Here is a 21479-nt window from a genome sequence, read left to right as displayed (position 1 = left end):
GGGAATTTCCCTGTAAAGGGCTAACTTGTATATTCAATTACTCCGTATAAGAATTTCCATTTTCGTCGGTCCAGGTTCCATCGCCATTGTCGGTATAACCAGTTCCATTGTCATCACGGTAGTGATATTCGCCATCTGCTTTTTCGGTAACGGTAACCGTCGTGCCGTCAGATGATGTAATGGTATGTTGTTCCATTACAATTCCAAAACGATGTGTTTCATCATTCAAAACAGAATAGGTATTTCCGTACTGATCCTTCCACTGGGTATCCTCATCAATGGCAACATAGCCAACGCCGCTGTCATCGCGGTATGCATAATCGCCGTTGGTCTGCTCTTTAATTGCCACCACGGTTCCATCTTCTGAAGTCAGATATATGGTCCGCAGATTCAGATAAGCTTCCCCATCCGGGTCATCCTCGTCAGCAGTTCCTGCTGTATTCCCGGAATTAGAAGCAGCGGAACCGGCGGATGTGTCCTTTTTCTCAGAGCTGCTGCCAAAAGGATCATTCTTTGATGCATATGCAGTTGCCACATACCCAGTCTGACCCAGATAACTGATCTGATACCAGGATGAACCGTCCTCCCCCATAACAGAGCCTTCACAGGTATAGGAGCTTCCATAATCCCCAAGACCAAGAGAGTCCGCACTGGTAGATGGCTTCTGTCTCACATTCACGCCATCCTTCGAAATGATATAAAGCTTAAAGGAAGTCGTTTTCTGGATATTTTCACTGGAATTTTTATCAGTGGAAGCGGCTTTTGCTGCAGCAGAGCTTGGCACATTATTCGTCCTGGATTTCGCCTCACTCTTCTGCGCAGTGCCAGATTCACTCTTAGAAGCACTCTGACTGGATGCTGCAGGTGCTGTGGTCTGACCGCTGGTCTCTCCGCATCCTGCCGCAGTATTTATCATAACTACAGCCATAACAGCTGCCATAATTGTTGTTAATAAATTTCTCCTTTTCATACGCGTTTCCTCCTGTTATCATTCTACTTTTGTAGAAGATGGTTATATACTACAACTGTAGAAATAAAATGTCAAGAGTTTTTTCTACAAACGTAGAATTATTTTTTACAACAAAAAAACCTGGAAAAAACTCTCTCAAGTCTCTCCCAGGCTATTATGGATAACAAATTTCTCACTTGCACAGCGCAGCAATAGCTGCAGCCCCTGATAAATTAAGCAAGATATTTTTTCAGATTCTCAACCTTGTCCAGGTGCTCCCATGGAAGGTCTACATCTGTACGGCCAAAGTGTCCGTAAGCAGAAGTCTGTTTGTAGATCGGACGGCGAAGATCAAGCATCTTGATAATTCCAGCCGGACGAAGATCAAAGTTCTCACGAATGATCTCTACCAGTTTGGAATCAGATACTTTACCAGTTCCAAATGTCTCTACATGAACAGATGTTGGGTGTGCAACACCGATTGCATAGGAAAGCTGGATCTCGCACTTGTCAGCAAGTCCTGCTGCGACAATGTTCTTTGCAACATAACGTGCTGCATAAGCCGCAGAACGGTCAACCTTTGTGCAGTCTTTTCCGGAGAAAGCTCCGCCGCCGTGACGACCTGTTCCGCCATAAGTATCAACGATAATCTTACGTCCTGTCAGACCGCTGTCTCCGTTTGGTCCTCCGATTACGAAACGTCCGGTAGGATTGATAAAGTACTTGGTATCCTCATCTACCATATCAGCTGGAATGATCTCATCGAATACATATTTTTTGATGTCTGCATGGATCTGCTCCTGCGTTACATCCGGATCATGCTGGGTAGAGCATACAACTGCATCAATACGGAATGGCTTGCCATTCTCATCATACTCTACAGTTACCTGTGTTTTTCCATCTGGTCTTAAGTATTTCAGAGTGCCGTCTTTACGAACCTTAGTCAGCTGACGTGCAAGCTTATGTGCCATGTTGATTGCATATGGCATGTACTCTTCTGTCTCATTGGAAGCATAACCAAACTGGATGCCCTGGTCGCCAGCTCCGATAGAATCAAGCTCGTCCTCATCCATCTGGTTTTCCTTCTGCTCAAGTGCTTTATCAACACCCATTGCAATATCTGTGGACTGCTTGTCCAGTGCTGTGATAACTGCGCAGGTATCTGCATCAAATCCGAATTTTCCACGGGTGTAACCAATTTCACGGATTGTTTCTCTTACGATAGACTGAATGTCAATGTTTGCTTTGGAAGTGATCTCTCCCATAACCAGAACAAGACCTGTAGTGGTAGCAGTCTCGCAGGCTACACGGCTCATTGGATCCTGTGCAATCAGTGCATCCAGAATAGCATCGGAAATCGCGTCACAGATTTTGTCCGGATGACCTTCAGTTACAGACTCGGATGTAAATAAAATTTTCTCCTTATTTTCCATTTCTTATTTTTTTCCTTTCTTCGTTGGACGGGATTTGCATTTCCCGCAAAAAAAGAACAGCCCGGACAAGCGGACTGTCTTATAAATGACGTTTATATAAACAATCCTCTTATTGTTCGATTACTCGCTCAGGTTGGCACCTTCCTCTTCTTCAAGGGGTTGCCGTGGCTTCATAGATCCTATGTATCTCCACCACTCTGAATAAAAGGCTATTCTTCAGTTTTCCTGTTGCAAGCAATACAATATACTGATTGCTTATAAATGTCAATAGACATTTAAGAGGATTTGACTATTTTGTAACAAATCCCTTATAAATTCCTATCAACCTACGCGAAGACGGAATTTCTGGATCTCTTTCTCGCTGGAAACGCGCTCGATCTCAGCACCCAGACTGCGGAGCTTCTCCTCAAAATTCTCATATCCACGCTGAATATAAACAATATCATCCACAATGGTGATTCCCTCTGCTGCAAGGCCTGCAATTACAAGGGCTGCTCCTGCACGAAGATCCGGTGCGCTTACTCTCGCACCTGTCAGCTTCTCCACACCATCAATGATTGCGGAATTACCCTCAACCTTAATGCATGCACCCATTCTGGAAAGCTCGTCTGCATATTTGAAACGATTCTCAAAAATACTCTCTGTTACAATACTGGTGCCTTCTGCAAGTGCCAGTGTCACTGCAATCTGGGGCTGCATATCTGTAGGATATCCGGGATATGGAAGAGTCTTCACATGAGTACGATGAAGTCTGTTCACAGCGCGTACACGTACTGCATCATCAAACTCCTGTACCTCGCATCCAATCTCCTCAAGCTTGGCTGTGGTAGCCTCAAGATGCTTCGGGATCACGTTTCTTACAGTCACATCTCCGCCAGTAGCTGCTGCCGCGAACATAAAAGTTCCAGCCTCGATCTGATCCGGAATAATGGAATATTCGGTACGGTGAAGCTTCTCCACACCTTTGATACGGATCACATCTGTACCTGCACCCTTAATATTGGCACCCATGCTATTCAGGAAATTGGCAACGTCTACAACGTGAGGCTCTCTGGCTGCATTCTCAATAATCGTGCGGCCTGGTGCCAGGGATGCTGCCATCATAATGTTAATCGTCGCTCCAACGGAAACCACATCAAGGAAAATATGGCTGCCATGAAGATTTGCTGCCTCTGCAACAATTGCGCCGTGAAGAATATCCACCTTGGCACCAAGGGCTCTGAATCCTTTCAGATGCTGGTCGATTGGACGGCTTCCAATATTGCATCCGCCTGGAAGCGGAACTTCCGCTCTTTTATATTTGCCAAGCAAAGCACCAAGAAGATAGTATGATGCACGAATCTTCTTAATGTACTCATAATCTACACTTACATCCCCAATGGTAGAACCATTGATCTTAACTGTTGACTTGTCAATTCGGTCAACCTGTGCACCGATTCCTGCAATTGCTTCAAGTAAAACATTGATGTCTCTAACGTCAGGCAGATTCTCGATCAGGATGGTCTCATCCGTCATGATAGCTGCTGATAAAATAGCAAGGGCAGCATTCTTCGCACCTGCTATCTCCACTTCACCTACAAGCGGATTTCCACCTTTAATCACATACTGTTCCATAACACACCTCTATTATTCTTACTCCACGAGCTCCTGGCTCTCCTCTGTCTACAGTTCAAACAGACCACCATAAACAGCAGCCTGCCAAGTTACTTATTTATTTCTTTCTGTAGTGTTTCCAAAAGTGCCTGCAGACTTGCTTCCAAATCTTTCCCCTCTTCATCTACCACAATGTCTGCATACTTCTCGTATAAGGGAACACGCTCTTCATACAGACTCTTAAGAGTCTGCCCTTCCTTCAAAAGTACGCCTCTTTTCTTAAGATTGCCAAGTCTTTTCTCAAGAGACTCCAAGGAAAGTCTGAGATACACTACTTTTCCAATTGATTTCAAATGCTCCATCGCTTCACTGCAGTATACCACGCTTCCTCCGGTAGCAATTACAGTGTCTTCCGTTTCTATAGACGCATTTACACGGTTCTCGATGGCCTTGAAACCTTCTTCGCCTTCTTCATCAATGATCTGATAAAGACGTCTTTTTTCTTCTTTTTGTATTAAAAGATCTGAATCTAAAAATTCATATCCAAGTATTTTCGCAAGAACAACGCCCAGAGTGCTTTTACCTGCACCGGGCATTCCAATTAATGTAATATTATTTATTTTCATTCGATATTCCCTTTAATAATAACACAGAATAAACATTATTGCAATCCCATTAAGAAATTGTTACCTATTTCGGGTTTTTGCGCGTTTTTTCCCCTTCTTTACGCTGTATCCGAACGTGCCCAGCTTTTTGCCAAGGCCCAGATATTCTCCATGGGAATACACCATCAGTTTGGATAGATTCAGCTGGAATTTATTGTTTTTATCCATGTAGGCTTCATCCGCATGCACTGCCACAACCTCAGCAAGAAACATGTGATGGGAACCAAGCTTCTCAATCTTTTTCACCTTGCATTCGATATTTACAGGTGACTCTCCGATCATTGGTGCTTTCACATGATCTGCCTTTTCTTTGGTAAGATGAAGCTCCTGGAATTTGTCTACATCTCTGCCGGAGCGCACACCGCAGTAATCGGTAGCGTATGCCAGCTCCTCTGTGGTAAGGTTCAGGACAAATTCCTTCGTCTTGCAGATCATGTCGTAGGAAAATCTGCTGGGACGAACGGAAATGCTTACCATTGGCGGGTTAGTGCACACAGTACCAGCCCACGCCACCGTTATGATATTATCGTTGCCCTCTCCGTCTGTAACGCTGACCATCACAGCTGGAAGGGGATAAAGCATATTGCCTGGTTTCCAGGTCTGTTTTGCCATATTTCTACTCCTCTTTTATGTGAAATAAATGGGCATTAGTTGAAATCATTTGCCATGACCTGAGCAGCCTCCATCATAGCCGGAATCATCTGCTTCTTACGGGAAACTACGCCCTTGAGGTGGAAGCATTCATCTTCAGGCTCCTGCTGGAACGCAATTTTTCCCATCTCCTCGCTGCCCTCTCCGTAATAAATTACATCGGAGGACTCGTCCATAATATTGGTTAACATAAAGTAAACACGGGAAATTCCATGACGGCCGCACTCGCTTACCATAAACGGTTTCAGGCGGGCTTTGATTTCCTGAAGCTCTTCCTCGTCCATGGAGCTGATCTGGCCAACACCAAATGCCACATTTCCCTCTGCAATAAATTTCTTGTAATCCTGATAGAAAATTTCCTCAGGTGCCTTATCCTTCAGATTGCTTCCTGCCTTGAACATTTCTCTTGCAAACTCTTCAATCTTGATATCTGCAATAAGGGCAAGGGCGCTTGCTGCAATCTTATCCTGCTGTGTACAGGTCGGAGAACGGAACATTAAGGTGTCAGAAATAATAGCAGCGCAAAGAAGTCCCGCGATCTTAGGCGGAATTTCCAGTCTCTGCTCGTCATAAATCCGGTAAAGGATTGTCGCTGTACAGCCTACCGGCTCATTTCTGAAGTTGATAGGCTTCATGGTTTCAAGAGAACCAAGCTTATGATGATCGATGATCTCAAGAATTTCTGCTTTCTCAATATTGTCAACAGCCTGGTCTTTCTCATTGTGATCTACAAGAATGACCTGCTTCTTGTGCATATCCAGGAAATTTCGTCTGGAAATGGTTCCCACGCATTTTCCCCTTTTATTGATAACCGGGAAAGCACGGTGACGGTGCTTGATCATAACATCCTGAATATCATCAGTGAAATCCTCCGTGCTGAAAGTAACCAGATTATCTTTTTTCATCACGTAATTTACCGGAATACTCTGGTTGATCATTCGGGCAATCGTGTAAGTGTCATATGGGGATGTAATAATAACGATCTGCCTCTCATGTGCTTTCTGAATTACCTTCTCACTTACCTGGATATTCATTCCCACAATAATGCAGCTTACGTTCATCTCAATTGCTTTTAGCTGATCTTCTTCACGGTTTCCAAGAATAACCATATCGTTTTCTTCGATGTATTTCTTCATCATCTCCGGATCTGCGGTTCCGATGAGGATTTTTCCTTTGGTAAAATAACCGTGTCCGTTTCCTTCTACAATCTCACCGTCAAGGGTATCCTTGATCTTGTTGTACTGGGTTCTGGCGTTGGCAAGAAGATAGCTGTCCTTGGTATCCATATAAATATCGGCAATATCTCCGATGGTTACGATTCCCTCCAGTTCATCATCACTGTTGCAGATAGGAAGGGTAACAATTCCCTTGTTCTGCATCATATCCCAGGCATTTTTCAGGGACATGGTGCGGTCTGCATCCGGCTTCGGACGAATGTCCATATCCTTTACCTGCGTTCCAATGTTTCCCAGATAGGCTGGCGGCTGCACGCCAAAACGGTTCAGCACATACTGGGTCTCCTCATTGATCTGGCCTGCGCGTCTTGGAATGTAGCGCTTGGTCTGAGTGGTTCTGTTCTTGATATCAGCATAAGCAATCGCGGAGCAGATGGAATCTGTATCCGGATTTTTGTGTCCCATTACAAATACTTTCTGATTCTTCATTCACATTCTTCCTTCTGTTAGTTCAGCTTAATGTTTGCAAATAATGAGCCCAGGGATGTGGTTGCTTCTTCTCCTGACTGTGGAATTTCGATTTCCTCTTCTTCCACTTCTTTTGCCATCATATCGGTTGCTTCCTTGATGCTCAGGCTCAGCTTGCCGTCTTTTACTGCAGTAACCTTTACCTTTACTTTGTCTCCTACAGCAAGTACTTCAGATGGTTTGCGGATTCTCTTCTCGCAGATCTGGGAAATATGTACCAGTCCGGATACGCCGTTTCCAAGGTCTACAAATGCACCGTATGGCTGAAGGCTTTCTACTGTTCCTTCTGTTACAAAGCCTGGCTGGATATTGGAAATTTTATTCTTTCTTTCCTCTTCTGCTTTCTCTCTGAGGATTTCTTTGGCTGAAAGAATCAGCTTCTTGTCCTCTTTATCTACGTCAATTACCTGAACCTGGATATGTTTATTCAGGTATTCGTTGGTATCTTCTACATAGCTTAAGGCAAGCTTGGATGCAGGGATAAAGCCGCGCACGCCTTCTACATAGGCAACTGCGCCGCCGTTTACAACGCCTTTTACAACTACGTCAAGAACTTCGCCGGAAGCTTTCATTTCTTTTAATTTATCCCATGCGAGAACATCTGTTGCCTCTACTTTGGATAAAAGGATGTTGCCGTTTCCGTCATCTTTTCTTACTACTGTTGCGGAAACTTCATCTCCTGGATGTACCTCTTCTTTTACGTTAAATCCAGGTTCTCTGCTGTAATCCTCTATCGGGATGATTCCTTCTGCATAATATTTCAGATCTACAATAATTTCTTTATCATCTACACTCACAACTGTTCCTGTAAGAATGTCGCCTTCTTCAATTTTCTTAAAAGAAGCTTCCAGTTCAGCTTCGTAATCTTTCATTGTCTCTGCCATGACCTATGACTCCTTTCCTAATTTGGAAAAACCGCGGGATTCGCGAAACTATGTGCTTTGCCCGACGGAAACCGCGAATTCCGCTGCGCTCCGTTTGCGTAGCGCCAAAAACATGTGCTACGCCCATGTTTTTGGCTTCATTATAGCACACCAATATTTCCTTGCAAATAAAAAAATCCCCGTATAAAACGAGGAGTGCCCCGACAGTGGCTGCCGGGGCGATTATTATGAAAAAATTTTATGTGTAATGGTGTCATTACAACGTCTTCTGTGTGTGTTCTTTCGAACTGATTATATAGTATCAGATACTTATGAACAAAATATGAACTATTAATGAACTTTTGGTTTATTTGCACAATTTGTCTTTTCATTTTCCTCTATTTTTATAAAAATAATACATCACATTTCACACTTTAGTTTGATAAAGCTATACATTTTGCACATTTTCTTATTTTTATTCAAACAATCCTTTTACAAAATCAATTAGTTTTGCCACAAGACCCTTGGCATCATCCTTTGTCACACCCATATCTTTCAGTTTGTTGTACACAGAATTTACATCACTTCTCAGTGCATCCTCATTGATCTGTGCATCCAGAACCTTGCGTACAACGGAAACAAGAGAATCTGCCTCGGAATCGGATAAGGTTACACTGAAATGGTCTGCTGCCTGAGTGATGGCACTTCTTACCTGGTCATCTGTAATATTTTGCTGGTCAACAAGATCCTTGGCATACATAATAATATCAACTGCCTTCTGGGGATCGGAAGCAAGAAAATCAATTCCGCTGTCAAGAAGACTCTCTACCACTTCAGTGTCTGTTGATGCCATAACCGGCATTGGTGCGGAACATGCAAGAACTCCTGCAAGAATAAGTGCTGCTGATTTTTTCATTTTTATCATGATAGTTACCTCCTGATTAACGTTTCGTTCACAAATTACCTGAAACTGGTCACAAATGAGCTGATACCTCTTCATATCTGGTATATTTGTCCTGTTTCGTCCCAAAACCATTCAAATATACACACCTCATTCTCTTCCAGATTCCAGCCTATTATACTACATTCCTCTTTTGAATTTGTAAAATGCATCTAAAAACTTCATAATATTTTTATAACTAATGCTCAAAAAAGGGGCTTTTTTCCAGCGGTTACAAATCTTTTCAATTTCGTTCACTAATTTTTCATAAGATAAACACGATTCTTTCAAACTTTCCCGATATACTAACATCATAAAAATAATAACAGCCAACATTATTTTTATAAAATTTCTTTTTCATATGTCAGTCACTTAGAAGTGATTGACTCTCCTTCCTTTTAAAAAATATATTTGAGACAAAATAAAAATCACCCGTCTAGCCACCGGGTGATTTTTATTTGTAATATCAGGGTTCCAAACTTAAAAGCGTTAGAGCGTGTTTGCATGGTAACGCTTTTAAACTTGGAACCCACAAACATGAAGAAGTAGCGATTTACGCAGTAAATCAGCGGATTCTGAATGTTTGTAGGATTGCGGGAGCAGCTAAACTGCGTAGCAATCCGCAGATATTAAGAACGGGGCCAAAGCCCCGTTCTTACCTTCCTTCTTATCTTAATTTATGAAACGCATTCGCCAGATCCGCAAACTCCTTCAATGTAAGAGCCTCGCCCCTTACGTTTGCCGGAATTCCGGTCTCAGCCATAGCTTTCTCAATCTCTTCTTTGGAAAAATCCAGCTCCTGTGAATTCTTCAGCCCATTTATCAGTGTCTTGCGTCGCTGGTTAAAGGATGCACGAATCAGCCTGAACATCAGCTTCTCATTCTCCACCTGTACCGGCGGCTCCTCATAGCGCACCAGCTGGATCACAGCGCTTCCCACCTTTGGTCTTGGCATAAAACAGTTCGGCGGAACATTGGCAATAATCTGGGGCTTCGCATAATACTGTACAGCCAGCGACAATGCGCCATAATCCTTCGTTCCTGGTCCAACCTGCATTCTGTCCGCAACTTCCTTCTGCACCATAATGGTGATAGAAGAAATGGGGACATGATTCTCAAAAAGTCCCATGATGATCGGTGTGGTAATGTAGTACGGAAGATTCGCAACAACCTTGATGGGCTTTCCGCCGTTTTTCTCCTGCGCCAGCGCCGCAATATCCACTTTCAGGATATCCTCATTGATCACAGTCACATTATCCCAGTCCTTAAGCGTGTCATTCTCCAGAATAGGAATCAATGTTTTATCAATCTCCACAGCCACAACTTCCCTGGCGGCCTCCGCCAGATACTGGGTCATAGTTCCAATACCAGGTCCAATTTCCAGAACGAAATCATCCTTGGTAATCTGGGAAGCATCGATAATTTTTTCCAGAACGTGAGTATCGATAAGAAAATTCTGACCAAACCTTTTCTGGAAAGCAAAATTATACTTTTGAAGGACTTCAATGGTATACTTCGGGTTTCCTAAATAAGGTCTGGTCATGTTCATTTCCTCTTTCTTTAAAATATTGTCAGCGGTTAAGCACCACTGCTCTGTCATTATTTATTTCGCAAAATCTTTCTCATAGAGAACCGTAAATCCATCACGGTCCACTCTCTTTTTCTTGTTGAACTTCAGAAGTCCGCCCTGAGATTTCGCCATTGCAGTGTCAAGCATTTCCTTCACTGCACCGATGTTCATTGGCTGGTCTTCCTTCTGGTTCACACCAATCAGATTATACAATGCAAGCATTCCCATCTGATCGATCTTAAATCCATTTTCTTTCGTATAAACTCTTGCGAAGTTTACAAGCTCGTCATTGGTAAATACCGGAATGTTGATCATGGACGTGAATTTCTTCGCAAATTTCGGGAATCTGGCAATCAGCTTGCGCATTCCGATCTTCTCATCCTCAATGATCACAGTAAGTCCGTCTGTACGGAACTCCATAGCTTTATCCAGAACCTCCACTGTCTCTGCAGTAAGCTGGTTGGCATTCTCAATAACCAGGAAACCGCCGCGAAGCTTATTCACTACTTTCGCAATCTCCATATCGTTCAGCTGGTCTGCAAATACATATGCCACCTTGGATGCCGGCAGATTCAGTTCTTTACAGATTGCCGGAATCAGGCTTGCGATCAGTCTGGTCTTACCTGTCTCCTTGCCGCCCATAACAATGACGTTTCCAGTCTTGGAGGTCTTGTCAGCTGCTGCCATCTGCACATCGCAAAGTGCACTGATCAGCTGTTCCTTCATTCCCGGAACCTTTACAAAGTATGTAAACAGCTTCTTCTCATCATCTGTAAGAGTTTTCTCCCTCGGAATAATATCTGACGGATTATTTTTCTTCTTCGGCTGGATGGAATCGATGAACTGCTCCAGTTCCTCTTCCTCACTAAGAGGTGCCTTCTCAGCTTCTTCTTCCTCATCTTCAGACTCGTATTCGGAATCCTCGTCATACTCATCGTCTTCAGAATCATCATCCACTTCTTTCGCATCCTCTACGGCTGCAATATTGGGAACTTCGTCTTCATCCTGTCCCATGCTTTCCTTAAGCATATTGGCAATGAACTCGTCCTCAGACATAGCTTCATCTGCATTTCTGCGTCCAGCTGGTCCGTTCATGAATTCATCCTCTGCTGCCTGAAGATCTTCCTCACTTAAAAATTCCTCTTCTTCAAGCTGTACAACAGGTTTTTTCTTCTTATGGGATTTCTTCGGAACTTCTTTTGCAGCCTCTGCAATTTCCTCGTTCTCTTCCTCTATTTTTGCTTCATCCGGATGCTCGTCCGGAATCTCAATTCCCTGTGCGGATGCAGCAGCAAGGATGGTATCCTCAAGATTGAAATCCTTCAGATCAGCTTCCGGCTTCTCTTCTTCCGCTGCTTCCTCTTTTTCTTCAGAGTCATCGCCAAAAAGATTATTCTGTGCAGGTGCCTTTGGAATTTCCACTTCATCCGGATTCATATTCTTCATGGATTCCGGAATATTCAGGGTCGGCATTTTCAGAGGTGCTGCCTCCTGGGACTCCTCTTCTGTTTCTGTGGTGTCCTGCTCTGCTTCAACCGATTCTTCTGCAGTTTCTTCAGCATCTGTTTCTGCTTCAGCAACTTCCTCTACAGCTTCTTCTGTATCCTCAGTAGTCTCAGGCTCTTCAACACTTTCACCTTCCGCAGCCTCATCTGCACTGCTGTCGGCATCAGCCTCAGAATCCTGCTCTGCTGGATTCTCCTCAACTTCAACCTTTTTCTCTTCTTTCACCTTTCCGGTCTCCGGCTCAAGCTCCGGTACGCTTGCGTACTCTTTCTCAGTTGCTGGATCACGGAGCATTTCTTCCTGAACTTCTTCGCTTGTCACAGAAGAAGCCATGCTGTCTTCTGTCTCTTCCATCTTGCGGCTTCCGAAAATATCACGAAGACCTTTGGAAATCTTATCCTGGAGACTCTCCACCTCATCCAGCTCTTCAGACTTGATCTGAATGCTCTCGATTTCCTGCTCACCTGATTTAGTCTGAGGCTCAGCAGACTTTTCTTCTGCCTCTACCTTGATGCTGTCCACATCCTCAGGCTTCAGAAGCTTGGGCACAAACTGCTGCTCATAGCGCTCTTTCTCTTCACCCTTAAGGGCACCCATACGCTGCTTCAGGTCCATGGCTTTCATAACATAGCTGCCTTCATTAAACCAGAGGATGATCTCATTGCAAAGCTCAAGACATTTCTCTTTGTCTCCGTCCTGATAATACAGTTTGGCAAGCTCATAGGACCATTTCTCGGTAAATTCCTTCTCCTTATAGTCCTCCAGAACCTTGATCTGCTCTGCGAGAGGTGCTTTCTTCTCTCTCAAAATTTTGTACTTCAGAATGTACTGGGTATTGTCATTCGGCGCAACCTCTCTATACTCCTCATAGTATTCCACCGCATCGGAAACATCTCCCATTTTCAGTGAAACCTCTACCAGGCGATAAAGAATATTCTTGCCAATAGAAGCTCTGTGATAAGCAAGGAGGAAAATTTCCTTACTGTCCTCATAGCGCTTATTGGCTGCGTAAATCTCACCAACCACACAAAGTGTCCGAACATTTTTTACCCGGCGCCAGTCAATGCTGTCGACTACATTCATAGCGCCTTTATAATCTTTCTGTTCTACTAAATGGTTAATCTCTTCAAGTTTAACCCGAAATTCTTCTTTATCCAAAATTTTCACCAACTTTCCATAGTTACTGCAAGTTTAGCATAACCTATTCTACTTCGCAAGCTTATTTATGCGGCAAATAAACCTGTCCCGCCACAACATGAAAAACTTTATTGATCTGAAACTGATGACTGATAAAATCATCCAGGCCAGTGCATGTGATCATGGTCTGGATATCGTGTATGCTTTCAAGAAGATAATTCTGCCTGCTGCTGTCCAGCTCGGAAAGCACATCATCCAGAAGCAGTACCGGTTTGTCGTGAACGATCTTCTCCACCAGATAAATCTCCGAAAGCTTCAGGGAAAGCGCAGCCGTCCTCTGCTGCCCCTGTGAGCCATACTTGCGGATATCAATTCCATTTACCGAAACCATCAGGTCATCCCTGTGCGGTCCCGAAGATGTCATTTTCATCCGAAGATCCCGGTCACGGTTCCGCCAGAGACTCTGCTCCAGCTCTTCACTCTCCACACTTGGCTCATAGATCACTTCTATATTCTCAATGCCGCCAGTAAGATTCCGGTGAATTTCCCTGATGATCTCATTCAGCGCTTCCACGAATTCTCTTCTTTTTTCAATAATTTTCCGTCCATAGGTAACCAGCTGCATGTCCCATACATCCAAAGTGGAACCAAGTTCTGGCTGCCTGTACATGTCCTTCAGAAGCTTATTTCTCTGATTCAGAACGTGGTTGTAGTCTGCAAGATCCGTGAGATACAGCTTATCCAGCTGGCAAAGCTCTGCATCCATAAACCTTCTTCGCTCTCCCGGTCCGTTTTTGATAATGTTCAGATCCTCCGGGGAAAAGAAAACCAGGTTCACCACTCCCAGCAGTTCCCTGGCCTTCTTGATGGGAAGTCCGTTGATTGCCACACCTTTGGCTTTATTTTTCCGAAGGTGCATGTCGATCTTGTAGGTCATGGAATCCTTTCCTACCATCATCCGGATATGGGATTCCTCCTGGTCAAACCGAATAATTTCTTTATCCTTGCTTCCTTTGTGGGATTTGCTCGTCCCGCAAAGATAGACAGATTCCAGAATGTTTGTTTTTCCCTGGGCATTGTCCCCGTAGAAAATATTCGTTCCTTTGTCAAAAGAAAGCTCCAATGACTCATAGTTTCGAAAATTGCTTAATTTTATGGATTCAATATAAGCCATATTACTCGTTTCCTGACAGAACCTTCACATCCTGGCCGTTATAGGAAATAACGTCACCGCCATAAACCTTGCGGCCTCTTCTGGTGTCCACTTCTCCGTTTACTTTCACAAGCCCGTCGTTAATCACATATTTGGCTTCAACACCATCGGAAACAAGGTCAGCCAGTTTCAGTGCCTGGCCCAGCTTGATAAATTCATCTCTGATTCTGATTTCCAAAAATATACCTCCTGCTGCCCTTTCGGCAGCCTTTCCTGTCTTACCAAAAGCCAGCTTTATCTTGCCTGGTTCTGATTTATATTAACTGGTAAGATTAGATATGTGTAAGTTTCCTCTTCATCTCTGATAAAGCACGGTGCCTTCGGGTTTACCAGATAAATGTCGATCATTTCATCATCAATAACCTTAAGGGCATCGATCAGGAACTTGGGATTAAATCCAATCAGGATATCTTTTCCCTCTTTCTCAATATCAATGTCCTCATTCATGGAACCCATAGCGGAATCAATCTTCAGCTCCATATTGTTATCTGTGATATGAATAATGATTGGTTTCTTGTCTCCCTCTCTTACAAGAAGTGTGGCACGATCGATACAATCCAGAAATTCCTTTTTGTTTATGGAAAGCTTGGTCTCATAATCACTGGAAAGCATCTGGTCAATACGGAAATATTCGCCCTCGATCAGACGGGAAACTACCATTGTCTGGTCAAATTCGAATAAAATATGGTTATTTGTAAAGTAAATACTTACCACATCATCCATTTCTCCGGATAAAATCTTGCTGATCTCGTTCAGAGTCTTGCCAGGAACCACAACTTTGCGGTCAGAATAGTCTTTCTTGAGAGGCATTTTGCGGATCGCAATACGGTGTCCATCCAGGGAAACAATTTTCAGACAATTGTTCTTAATTTCAAACAGCTCACCAGTCATTAATTTGTTGTTATCGTTGACTGCAATTGAGAATATTGTCTGATAAATCATATTCTTTAATGTATATTGAGAGATAGTTAAGGGGTCATCTCGCTCAATCATCGGTAAATATGCGAAATCTTCACCAGATTTTCCTGGAATATTGAATTTTGCTTTCTCACAAGTGATGGTTGCAGTGTATTTATCATCTGTTTTGATGGTAACATCGTTGTCTGGAAGTCTGCGGATAATCTCATAAAAGATCTTTGCATTCAGAGCAACCATACCTTTTTCTTCTATAGAACCTTCAACAATTGTTTCGATTCCAAGTTCCATGTCATTGGTTGTAAACTTGATCTGGTTAGCAGTTGCATCAATCAGAATACATTCCAGAATTGGCATTGTTGTTTTGGAGGGTACAGCTTTTAATGAAATGCTGACGCTCTTCAACAGGTTTGTTTTGGAGCAAATGATTTTCATAATGTGTATAACTTCCTTTCTGGAGAAAATGGGTTTTTCATTAAATATATTTAAGAAGATATCCGCAGTATCCGCCGTAGGGGGTGTGAATATGTGAAAAACTCCCTTCCGCCCAGTGATTAAAAGGGTTTCGGATATGGATAACTTCGTGTAAAACTATTGGATTAGGGTGTGAATAACCTGTGTAAAACCACATTCGCGATTTTTAAGGCAAAAGTTATTCACATTAATACACATAGTATCAACATCTTATACACATGAAATGTGGAAAAAATGTGTTAAGTTTGTGGATTAATTTTTTTCTTTAAAGTATCGATTGTGCTCTGCAGCTGTTCGTTGGTCTGGAGCTCCTTTTCAATCTTCTCAACACCGTGCATAACGGTTGTATGGTCACGATTTCCAAGATACTGTCCTACATTTTTCAGCGGGATCGCCAGAATTTCGCGGCAAAGGTACATGGCAACCTGCCTTGGCATAACAATCTTGGAACTTCTCTTATTTCCGCAAAGGTCTGCAGTGCTTACATTATAATGCTCTGCTACCATAGATATAATGTAGTCTGCGGTAATCTGTTTGGTTTCATTGGGGGCGATGATATCCTTCAGTGCCTGCTCGGCCAGCTCAAGAGTTACCTCTTTTTTCTCAAGCTTTGCATATGCAACTACTTTATTAAAGGCACCTTCCAGCTCACGAATGTTGGATTTGATGTTATTGGCAATATATTTGATAACATCTTCGCTTACGTTGTAGCCGTCCATGTCTTCCTTCTTATGAAGAATAGCCATTCGGGTTTCGTAATCCGGTAAAGTAATGTCTACGATCAGGCCCCATTCGAATCTCGAACGGAAGCGCTCGTCTAAAATCTCCATATCCTTCGGCGGTTTATCGGAAGATATGATAATCTGCTTGTTAGCACTGTAGAGACTGTTAAATGTATGGAAAAATTCCTCCTGAGTGGATTCTTTTCCTATAATAAACTGAATATCATCAATAAGAAGGACGTCGATGTTACGGTATTTCTCACGGAATTTGCTCATAGCGGTATTGTTTCCGTTACGGATCGTCTCGATTAGCTCATTGGTAAATTCCTCGCTGGTAACATAGAGAACCTTGCTGTCATCATCATTTTCAATAATAAAGTGGGCGATGGAATGCATAAGGTGGGTCTTGCCCAGTCCTGCTCCACCGTAGATAAACAGCGGATTGTAGGTATTTCCCGGAGATTCCGCTACGGCCAGGGCTGCTGCCTGTGCCAGCTTGTTGTTACTGCCCACAATAAAGGTATTGAATGTATATTTCGGGTTCAGATTTGCTTCTTCGCATCTGTCCTTAAAACGGTTATTCTGATCAGGTGTGGATTCGGAAGTGGATTTCTTGGTGGGAACATCTTCTGGAAGGATAAATTTAACTTCACAATCCGTCATTCCGGTAACTTCGCTTATTGTAACCTGCAGAGGCAGCTTATAATTCTTATTAATATAGCTTAAACGTACCTGATCAGATGCGATAATGGTAACCACGTTTCCACTTACATCGAAAACCTTCAGGGGTTTCAGCCAGGTATCGAAGCGAACATCGGAAAGATCGTGCTCCTTTTTCACAATTTCCAGGATTTCATCCCATTTTTCTATTACTGTGCTCATGTTTTCCTCCCGTAACACATCTGATTTATAAACATATCGAGGGAAATAATCGGTTTCCCCGATACAGAAGCCATTAAAGGACATAAATATCCTTATATATATTATAATAAATCACGTTTTTTAGCAATGAGAAATTCTTATATAAATAAGAAAATTATGCACATTTTCCGGATTTTTTACGAAAAAATGGAAGAGTAATCCACATAAAGGTGGAAGACCTGAGGAGATAGGGTAAAAATGTAGCAGAACGCGGAAAAAAAGAAAAAATAAAGGAAGAATCGTGTAGAATTGTCCACAATACATCCACAATTAAAGAAAAATACAGTGGATAATGAAAAATTCCCATGGAAAACCAGGAGGATATCTTGTGAATAACCTGCAAAGTTATCAACATTTTGTGTGTGGATAAATGTGGATAACAAGGTTGATAACTAAACTGGTTACCATAACATGGTTTTACAGGTTTCAATAATTGAAATTTATGTGCATAACTCTATCCACTGTCGAAACCCCTCGAAAGATGCTGTTTTTTGTAATAAATGCGTAAAAATCAACATTAAAAAGTGGATAGTTTTGCAGAAAATCCACGGGTTATCCACAAGTTATCCACAAAATGTGGATAATGTTACGTAAACCTCAAAATTAGGACAAGTTATGCACAGTGTGGATAAATAAGTGGATAACTAAAAATATATAAAAATTTTAATTTTGCAAGAATTTTTGCTTGACGAGGGACGCATTTATGAATATAATTGAAATGATGTTCTGATTAGGTTAATAATTTTAAATTCCATATAGATAAAGGAGGTGCTTTACCTATGAAAATGACATTTCAGCCGAAAAAAAGATCAAGAGCGAAAGTCCATGGCTTCAGAGCTCGTATGAGCACAAAAGGCGGACGTAAAGTATTAGCTGCCAGAAGATTAAAAGGAAGAAAGCAGTTATCTGCTTAAGACCGTTAAGACCGCAGTTTCTGTGGTCTTTTCTTCTATAAAGAAATAATCAGAATATGTCGCCTTATACAGCTAAGATAAAGCGAGTGCGGCATTATGAAAATAAGCAAAAGGAGAATCAGATGGAATACTCAGACTCCTTAAAGAAAAATAACGAATTCCAAAGAGTATACCGAAAAGGAACATCACAGGCAAATCGGTATCTGGTGATGTATGTGCTTGAGAACCATGACAGGCACATGGAGAATCGTCTGGGAATATCAGTAAGCAAAAAAGTAGGGAATAGTGTGGTACGCCACAGAGTCACCAGACTGATCAGAGAGAGCTATCGCCTGAATGAGAGATCATTTCGTCAGGGGCTGGACATTGTAGTGGTCGCAAGGCCAAATGCCAAGGACAGGACCTACCAGGAGATCGAGAGTGCACTTATGCACCTTGCAGGAAGAATGAAGATCCGCCGTGAGGCTGAGGTTCATTCAGAAGAATCAGAGAACGGATCAGGTCAGGCAGGAGAGCAGTAGTACTCGCAGATCGTTCCGTGGGAGGGTCATATTATGAACAGATGGAAACCTAAAAATATTATGATCAGATTGATTCGTCTCTATCAGAAATATATATCGCCGATGAAGAGAACAAAATGTCCTTATATTCCCACATGTTCTCAGTATGGTTTAGAAGCAATCGAAAAATATGGTGCGCTTAAGGGCGGGCTTCTTGCAGCGTGGAGAATTCTGCGCTGTAATCCTTTTTCACATGGTGGATACGACCCTGTACCATAAAAGGTGCTGTAAAGTGTTCTTTTTACAATGATAGATTTATAAGATAATATTTTTACAATAAAAGTACAATAAATGACATTGTAAGCCGGAATTATATACAGCAAAACATTGACAATTGAATAGTTAAAGCCTAGGAGGAAACAAACTTGGATATGATTTTATTAACGAAGAGCAGTATTCCTATTATTGGTCAGCTGGCTTCAATTATGGGCTGGATCATGGATGGAATTTACAGAGTCCTGGATCTGGTGGGTATTCAGAACCTGGGTCTTTGTATTATTATCTTTAGTATTATTATCTATTTGCTTATGACACCGTTGCAGGTTAAGCAGCAAAAGTTCTCTAAGTTAAGCAGTGTTATGCAGCCAGAGCTTCAGAAGATTCAGAAGAAATACAAAGATAAAAAAGACCAGGCATCCATGCAGAAAATGCAGGAAGAAACTCAGCTTGTATATCAGAAATACGGTGTTTCACCTACCGGAAGCTGTGTTCAGCTGTTAATTCAGTTTCCTGTCCTGATGGCATTATGGCAGGTAATTTACAAAATTCCGGGTTATGTTGGAAGCGTAAAGACTGTATTTACAGGTCTTGTCGATCAGATTATTGGCGTAAGCGGATATACAGATCTGATTCAGAATTTTATTACAGACAATAAAATGACCCGTGTACAGCTTGCATTGGATAATGGTAAGGCTACCAGTGATTCTGTGATTGACTTCCTTTATGCATTGTCTCCTTCTCAGTGGAAGGATCTTGCATCTATGAATCAATTCAGCGGATTTTCAGATACTATCAATACAACAGCTGCTGAGATTTCAAAGATGCAGAACTTTTTCGGACTTAACATTGCAGACCAGCCATTGAATTACATTAAGGCTGCTTTTGAAGGAGCTTCCATAGCTTTGGCAATTGCTGCAATTATGATTCCTATTCTTTCATGGGCTACTCAGGTGCTAAGCTATAAACTGATGCCGCAGGCAGCAGCTTCTGGTGACAGTAATGATACTATGCAGGCTTCCATGAAGACTATGAATACAGTTATGCCGCTTATGTCAGCTGTATTCTGTTTTACTTTCCCGGTAGGTCTTGGTATTTACTGGATTGCCAGTGCAGTTGTAAGAAGCATACAGCAGCTGGTGATTAACCGCCTGTTGGATAAGATGGACATTAATGATTTGATTAATGAAAACATGAAGAAGCTTGAAAAGAAGCGTACCAAAGAAGGACTTCCACCGCAGAAGATTACCAATCAGGCAAATCAGTCTACAAAAAATATTAATACCAAGATTGACAAAGGCTCCAGCAATGCAAATGCAGAAGAAAGAGCCAGAAAAGTTGAGGAATCCTACCAGAAAGCAAGAAATGCGAAGGCTGGAAGTATTACAGCAAAAGCAAATATGGTCAGGGATTTTGACGAAAGAAACAAGAAGAAGTAACGGTCGGGAACGGAGGGTTTCATAGATGGAGGAGTTTATCCAGTTTTCAGCAAAAACGAAGAATGAAGCAATCACCAAGGCGTGTATCGAATTAGGTGTGTCCAGTGATCAGCTGGATATTGAAGTGGTTTCTGAAGGTAGTTCCGGATTTTTTGGTATCGGAAGCAAACCGGCAATTATCAAAGCACGCAAGATCAATACTGTTTCTGAAGAGGATGAAATACAGGAAATCGTAGATACTGTTAAGGTTGATGCGATTAAAGAAGAGCACAATAAAAAGCCACCTAAGGCTTTTGCAAAAGCTGAGAAGCCGGCTCAAAAGAGTGAGATGGTGAAAGAAAAAGCTCCTGTAAAAGAGCCGAAAGAGCCAAAACCTTTTAAAGATACAAAGGAAAAACAGCCGCGCCCTGCAAAAGAGAAAAATTTTAAAGAACGTCCGGCAAAAGAAAAACCTGTAAAAGAAAAAATGCCAAGAGAAGAGAAGCCAAAGCAGTCCAAGCCTGTTGAGATCATCACCGATCCGGCTGAGATTAAAGACATTGAGGACAGAGCAATTGCATTCCTTCGCGATGTATTTGCATCCATGAATCTTGGCGAAGTGGAGATCACTTCCAAATACAACACAAATGACGGATGCCTTGAGGTTGCATTTGAAGGAGAGGATATGGGAATCCTGATCGGTAAGAGAGGACAGACCCTTGACTCCCTGCAGTACCTTACAAGCCTTGTTGTAAACAAGGGCAAGACCAATTATATCAGGGTGAAGCTTGATACAGAAGATTACCGCAGACGCCGCAAGGAGACTCTGGAGAATCTTGCAAGAGGAATTGCCTACAAGGTTAAGAAGACAAGAAAGCCAGTTGTACTTGAGCCAATGAACCCATATGAGAGAAGAATCATTCACTCAGCACTTCAGGGCAACAAGTATGTGGAGACTGTCAGCGAGGGCGAAGAGCCATACCGCCACGTTGTAGTAAAATTAAAAAGATGGTAAATGATTAAGTTATTCCAGGTGAAAGATGGAAGAACGGAAGCATTAGGCTTTTGTTTTCATGTCTTTCCCTGGGATAATTTTTTTTGTATAATAAGAGAAGC

19 protein-coding genes and 1 riboswitch are annotated in these 21479 nt (G+C 42.3%); of the genes, 5 read left to right on the top strand and 14 right to left on the bottom strand.

What is annotated here, in order from left to right; translation table 11 throughout:
• Nucleotides 1–37 precede the first annotated feature (37 nt).
• From OCV70_RS12220 to dnaA, 14 genes are all read right to left on the bottom strand, one after another.
• Nucleotides 38–970 (bottom strand): SH3 domain-containing protein, encoded by a 933-nt coding sequence (locus OCV70_RS12220; RefSeq protein WP_173767918.1) that lies wholly within the window; start codon nucleotides 968–970, stop codon nucleotides 38–40.
• Nucleotides 971–1182: 212 nt separating this feature from the next.
• Nucleotides 1183–2382 carry a methionine adenosyltransferase gene (metK, locus tag OCV70_RS12215; RefSeq protein WP_021924424.1) on the bottom strand — a complete coding sequence of 400 codons (1200 nt, stop codon included), beginning with the start codon at nucleotides 2380–2382 and terminating at the stop codon, nucleotides 1183–1185.
• A gap of 106 nt (nucleotides 2383–2488) precedes the next feature.
• Nucleotides 2489–2590, bottom strand: a riboswitch (SAM riboswitch).
• Between the two features lie 113 nt (nucleotides 2591–2703).
• A complete protein-coding gene (locus tag OCV70_RS12210; protein ID WP_021924423.1) occupies nucleotides 2704–3996 on the bottom strand; it encodes a UDP-N-acetylglucosamine 1-carboxyvinyltransferase in 1293 nt (430 codons plus the stop codon).
• An 89-nt stretch (nucleotides 3997–4085) separates the two neighbouring features.
• The gene (locus OCV70_RS12205; RefSeq protein WP_021924422.1) at nucleotides 4086–4601 is read right to left on the bottom strand and encodes a shikimate kinase; all 516 of its coding nucleotides are present in this window, start codon (nucleotides 4599–4601) and stop codon (nucleotides 4086–4088) included.
• A gap of 60 nt (nucleotides 4602–4661) precedes the next feature.
• Nucleotides 4662–5252 carry a flavin reductase family protein gene (locus OCV70_RS12200; protein ID WP_173767916.1) on the bottom strand — a complete coding sequence of 197 codons (591 nt, stop codon included), beginning with the start codon at nucleotides 5250–5252 and terminating at the stop codon, nucleotides 4662–4664.
• A gap of 35 nt (nucleotides 5253–5287) precedes the next feature.
• Nucleotides 5288–6955 (bottom strand): putative manganese-dependent inorganic diphosphatase, encoded by a 1668-nt coding sequence (locus OCV70_RS12195; protein WP_117849622.1) that lies wholly within the window; start codon nucleotides 6953–6955, stop codon nucleotides 5288–5290.
• A 17-nt stretch (nucleotides 6956–6972) separates the two neighbouring features.
• On the bottom strand, nucleotides 6973–7878 hold the full coding sequence (locus OCV70_RS12190) for a S1 RNA-binding domain-containing protein (RefSeq protein ID WP_021924419.1): 906 nt from the start codon (nucleotides 7876–7878) through the stop codon (nucleotides 6973–6975).
• A gap of 454 nt (nucleotides 7879–8332) precedes the next feature.
• The gene (locus OCV70_RS12185) at nucleotides 8333–8782 is read right to left on the bottom strand and encodes a DUF1002 domain-containing protein (protein WP_021924418.1); all 450 of its coding nucleotides are present in this window, start codon (nucleotides 8780–8782) and stop codon (nucleotides 8333–8335) included.
• A gap of 682 nt (nucleotides 8783–9464) precedes the next feature.
• Nucleotides 9465–10340 (bottom strand): 16S rRNA (adenine(1518)-N(6)/adenine(1519)-N(6))-dimethyltransferase RsmA, encoded by an 876-nt coding sequence (gene rsmA / locus OCV70_RS12180; RefSeq protein ID WP_021924417.1) that lies wholly within the window; start codon nucleotides 10338–10340, stop codon nucleotides 9465–9467.
• 60 nt (nucleotides 10341–10400) lie between these two features.
• Complete coding sequence (locus tag OCV70_RS12175) at nucleotides 10401–13031, bottom strand: P-loop NTPase family protein (protein ID WP_243176625.1); 2631 nt, start codon at nucleotides 13029–13031, stop codon at nucleotides 10401–10403.
• A 61-nt stretch (nucleotides 13032–13092) separates the two neighbouring features.
• Nucleotides 13093–14184: a DNA replication/repair protein RecF gene (recF, locus tag OCV70_RS12170; RefSeq protein WP_021924415.1), complete on the bottom strand. Its 1092-nt coding sequence runs from the start codon at nucleotides 14182–14184 to the stop codon at nucleotides 13093–13095.
• A 1-nt stretch (nucleotide 14185) separates the two neighbouring features.
• Nucleotides 14186–14407 carry an RNA-binding S4 domain-containing protein gene (locus tag OCV70_RS12165; RefSeq protein ID WP_408610255.1) on the bottom strand — a complete coding sequence of 74 codons (222 nt, stop codon included), beginning with the start codon at nucleotides 14405–14407 and terminating at the stop codon, nucleotides 14186–14188.
• Between the two features lie 50 nt (nucleotides 14408–14457).
• Complete coding sequence (gene dnaN, locus OCV70_RS12160) at nucleotides 14458–15573, bottom strand: DNA polymerase III subunit beta (protein WP_021924413.1); 1116 nt, start codon at nucleotides 15571–15573, stop codon at nucleotides 14458–14460.
• A 278-nt stretch (nucleotides 15574–15851) separates the two neighbouring features.
• Nucleotides 15852–17216 carry a chromosomal replication initiator protein DnaA gene (dnaA, locus tag OCV70_RS12155; RefSeq protein ID WP_117849613.1) on the bottom strand — a complete coding sequence of 455 codons (1365 nt, stop codon included), beginning with the start codon at nucleotides 17214–17216 and terminating at the stop codon, nucleotides 15852–15854.
• A gap of 818 nt (nucleotides 17217–18034) precedes the next feature.
• On the opposite strand from dnaA, the gene rpmH reads away from it, so the two are divergent.
• The 5 genes from rpmH (at nucleotide 18035) to jag (ending at nucleotide 21378) form a co-directional block, all read left to right on the top strand.
• Nucleotides 18035–18169 carry a 50S ribosomal protein L34 gene (gene rpmH, locus OCV70_RS12150; protein WP_005423866.1) on the top strand — a complete coding sequence of 45 codons (135 nt, stop codon included), beginning with the start codon at nucleotides 18035–18037 and terminating at the stop codon, nucleotides 18167–18169.
• Nucleotides 18170–18291: 122 nt separating this feature from the next.
• Nucleotides 18292–18690, top strand: coding sequence for a ribonuclease P protein component (rnpA, locus tag OCV70_RS12145; protein WP_021925156.1), 399 nt, complete (start codon nucleotides 18292–18294; stop codon nucleotides 18688–18690).
• A gap of 33 nt (nucleotides 18691–18723) precedes the next feature.
• A complete protein-coding gene (yidD, locus tag OCV70_RS12140; protein ID WP_021925157.1) occupies nucleotides 18724–18948 on the top strand; it encodes a membrane protein insertion efficiency factor YidD in 225 nt (74 codons plus the stop codon).
• 152 nt (nucleotides 18949–19100) lie between these two features.
• Nucleotides 19101–20384: a membrane protein insertase YidC gene (gene yidC, locus OCV70_RS12135; RefSeq protein ID WP_117849673.1), complete on the top strand. Its 1284-nt coding sequence runs from the start codon at nucleotides 19101–19103 to the stop codon at nucleotides 20382–20384.
• Nucleotides 20385–20409: 25 nt separating this feature from the next.
• The gene (gene jag, locus OCV70_RS12130) at nucleotides 20410–21378 is read left to right on the top strand and encodes an RNA-binding cell elongation regulator Jag/EloR (RefSeq protein WP_117849610.1); all 969 of its coding nucleotides are present in this window, start codon (nucleotides 20410–20412) and stop codon (nucleotides 21376–21378) included.
• The last annotated feature ends 101 nt before the right edge of the window (nucleotides 21379–21479 follow it).

This window comes from Blautia acetigignens (assembly GCF_025566865.1).
In the GTDB taxonomy this organism is placed as follows: Bacteria; Bacillota; Clostridia; order Lachnospirales; family Lachnospiraceae; genus Blautia_A; species Blautia_A acetigignens.
This window is presented reverse-complemented; position numbering and strand designations above follow the sequence as displayed.

What these genes read in the sequence shown, in the direction of transcription:
- OCV70_RS12220 (WP_173767918.1), bottom strand. Translation starts at nt 970, where the DNA reads ATGAAAAGGAGAAATTTATTAACAACAATTATGGCAGCTGTTATGGCT.
- metK (WP_021924424.1), bottom strand. Translation starts at nt 2,382, where the DNA reads ATGGAAAATAAGGAGAAAATTTTATTTACATCCGAGTCTGTAACTGAA.
- OCV70_RS12210 (WP_021924423.1), bottom strand. Translation starts at nt 3,996, where the DNA reads ATGGAACAGTATGTGATTAAAGGTGGAAATCCGCTTGTAGGTGAAGTG.
- OCV70_RS12205 (WP_021924422.1), bottom strand. Translation starts at nt 4,601, where the DNA reads ATGAAAATAAATAATATTACATTAATTGGAATGCCCGGTGCAGGTAAA.
- OCV70_RS12200 (WP_173767916.1), bottom strand. Translation starts at nt 5,252, where the DNA reads ATGGCAAAACAGACCTGGAAACCAGGCAATATGCTTTATCCCCTTCCA.
- OCV70_RS12195 (WP_117849622.1), bottom strand. Translation starts at nt 6,955, where the DNA reads ATGAAGAATCAGAAAGTATTTGTAATGGGACACAAAAATCCGGATACA.
- OCV70_RS12190 (WP_021924419.1), bottom strand. Translation starts at nt 7,878, where the DNA reads ATGGCAGAGACAATGAAAGATTACGAAGCTGAACTGGAAGCTTCTTTT.
- OCV70_RS12185 (WP_021924418.1), bottom strand. Translation starts at nt 8,782, where the DNA reads ATGATAAAAATGAAAAAATCAGCAGCACTTATTCTTGCAGGAGTTCTT.
- rsmA (WP_021924417.1), bottom strand. Translation starts at nt 10,340, where the DNA reads ATGACCAGACCTTATTTAGGAAACCCGAAGTATACCATTGAAGTCCTT.
- recF (WP_021924415.1), bottom strand. Translation starts at nt 14,184, where the DNA reads ATGGCTTATATTGAATCCATAAAATTAAGCAATTTTCGAAACTATGAG.
- dnaN (WP_021924413.1), bottom strand. Translation starts at nt 15,573, where the DNA reads ATGAAAATCATTTGCTCCAAAACAAACCTGTTGAAGAGCGTCAGCATT.
- dnaA (WP_117849613.1), bottom strand. Translation starts at nt 17,216, where the DNA reads ATGAGCACAGTAATAGAAAAATGGGATGAAATCCTGGAAATTGTGAAA.
- rpmH (WP_005423866.1), top strand. Translation starts at nt 18,035, where the DNA reads ATGAAAATGACATTTCAGCCGAAAAAAAGATCAAGAGCGAAAGTCCAT.
- rnpA (WP_021925156.1), top strand. Translation starts at nt 18,292, where the DNA reads ATGGAATACTCAGACTCCTTAAAGAAAAATAACGAATTCCAAAGAGTA.
- yidD (WP_021925157.1), top strand. Translation starts at nt 18,724, where the DNA reads ATGAACAGATGGAAACCTAAAAATATTATGATCAGATTGATTCGTCTC.
- yidC (WP_117849673.1), top strand. Translation starts at nt 19,101, where the DNA reads ATGATTTTATTAACGAAGAGCAGTATTCCTATTATTGGTCAGCTGGCT.
- jag (WP_117849610.1), top strand. Translation starts at nt 20,410, where the DNA reads ATGGAGGAGTTTATCCAGTTTTCAGCAAAAACGAAGAATGAAGCAATC.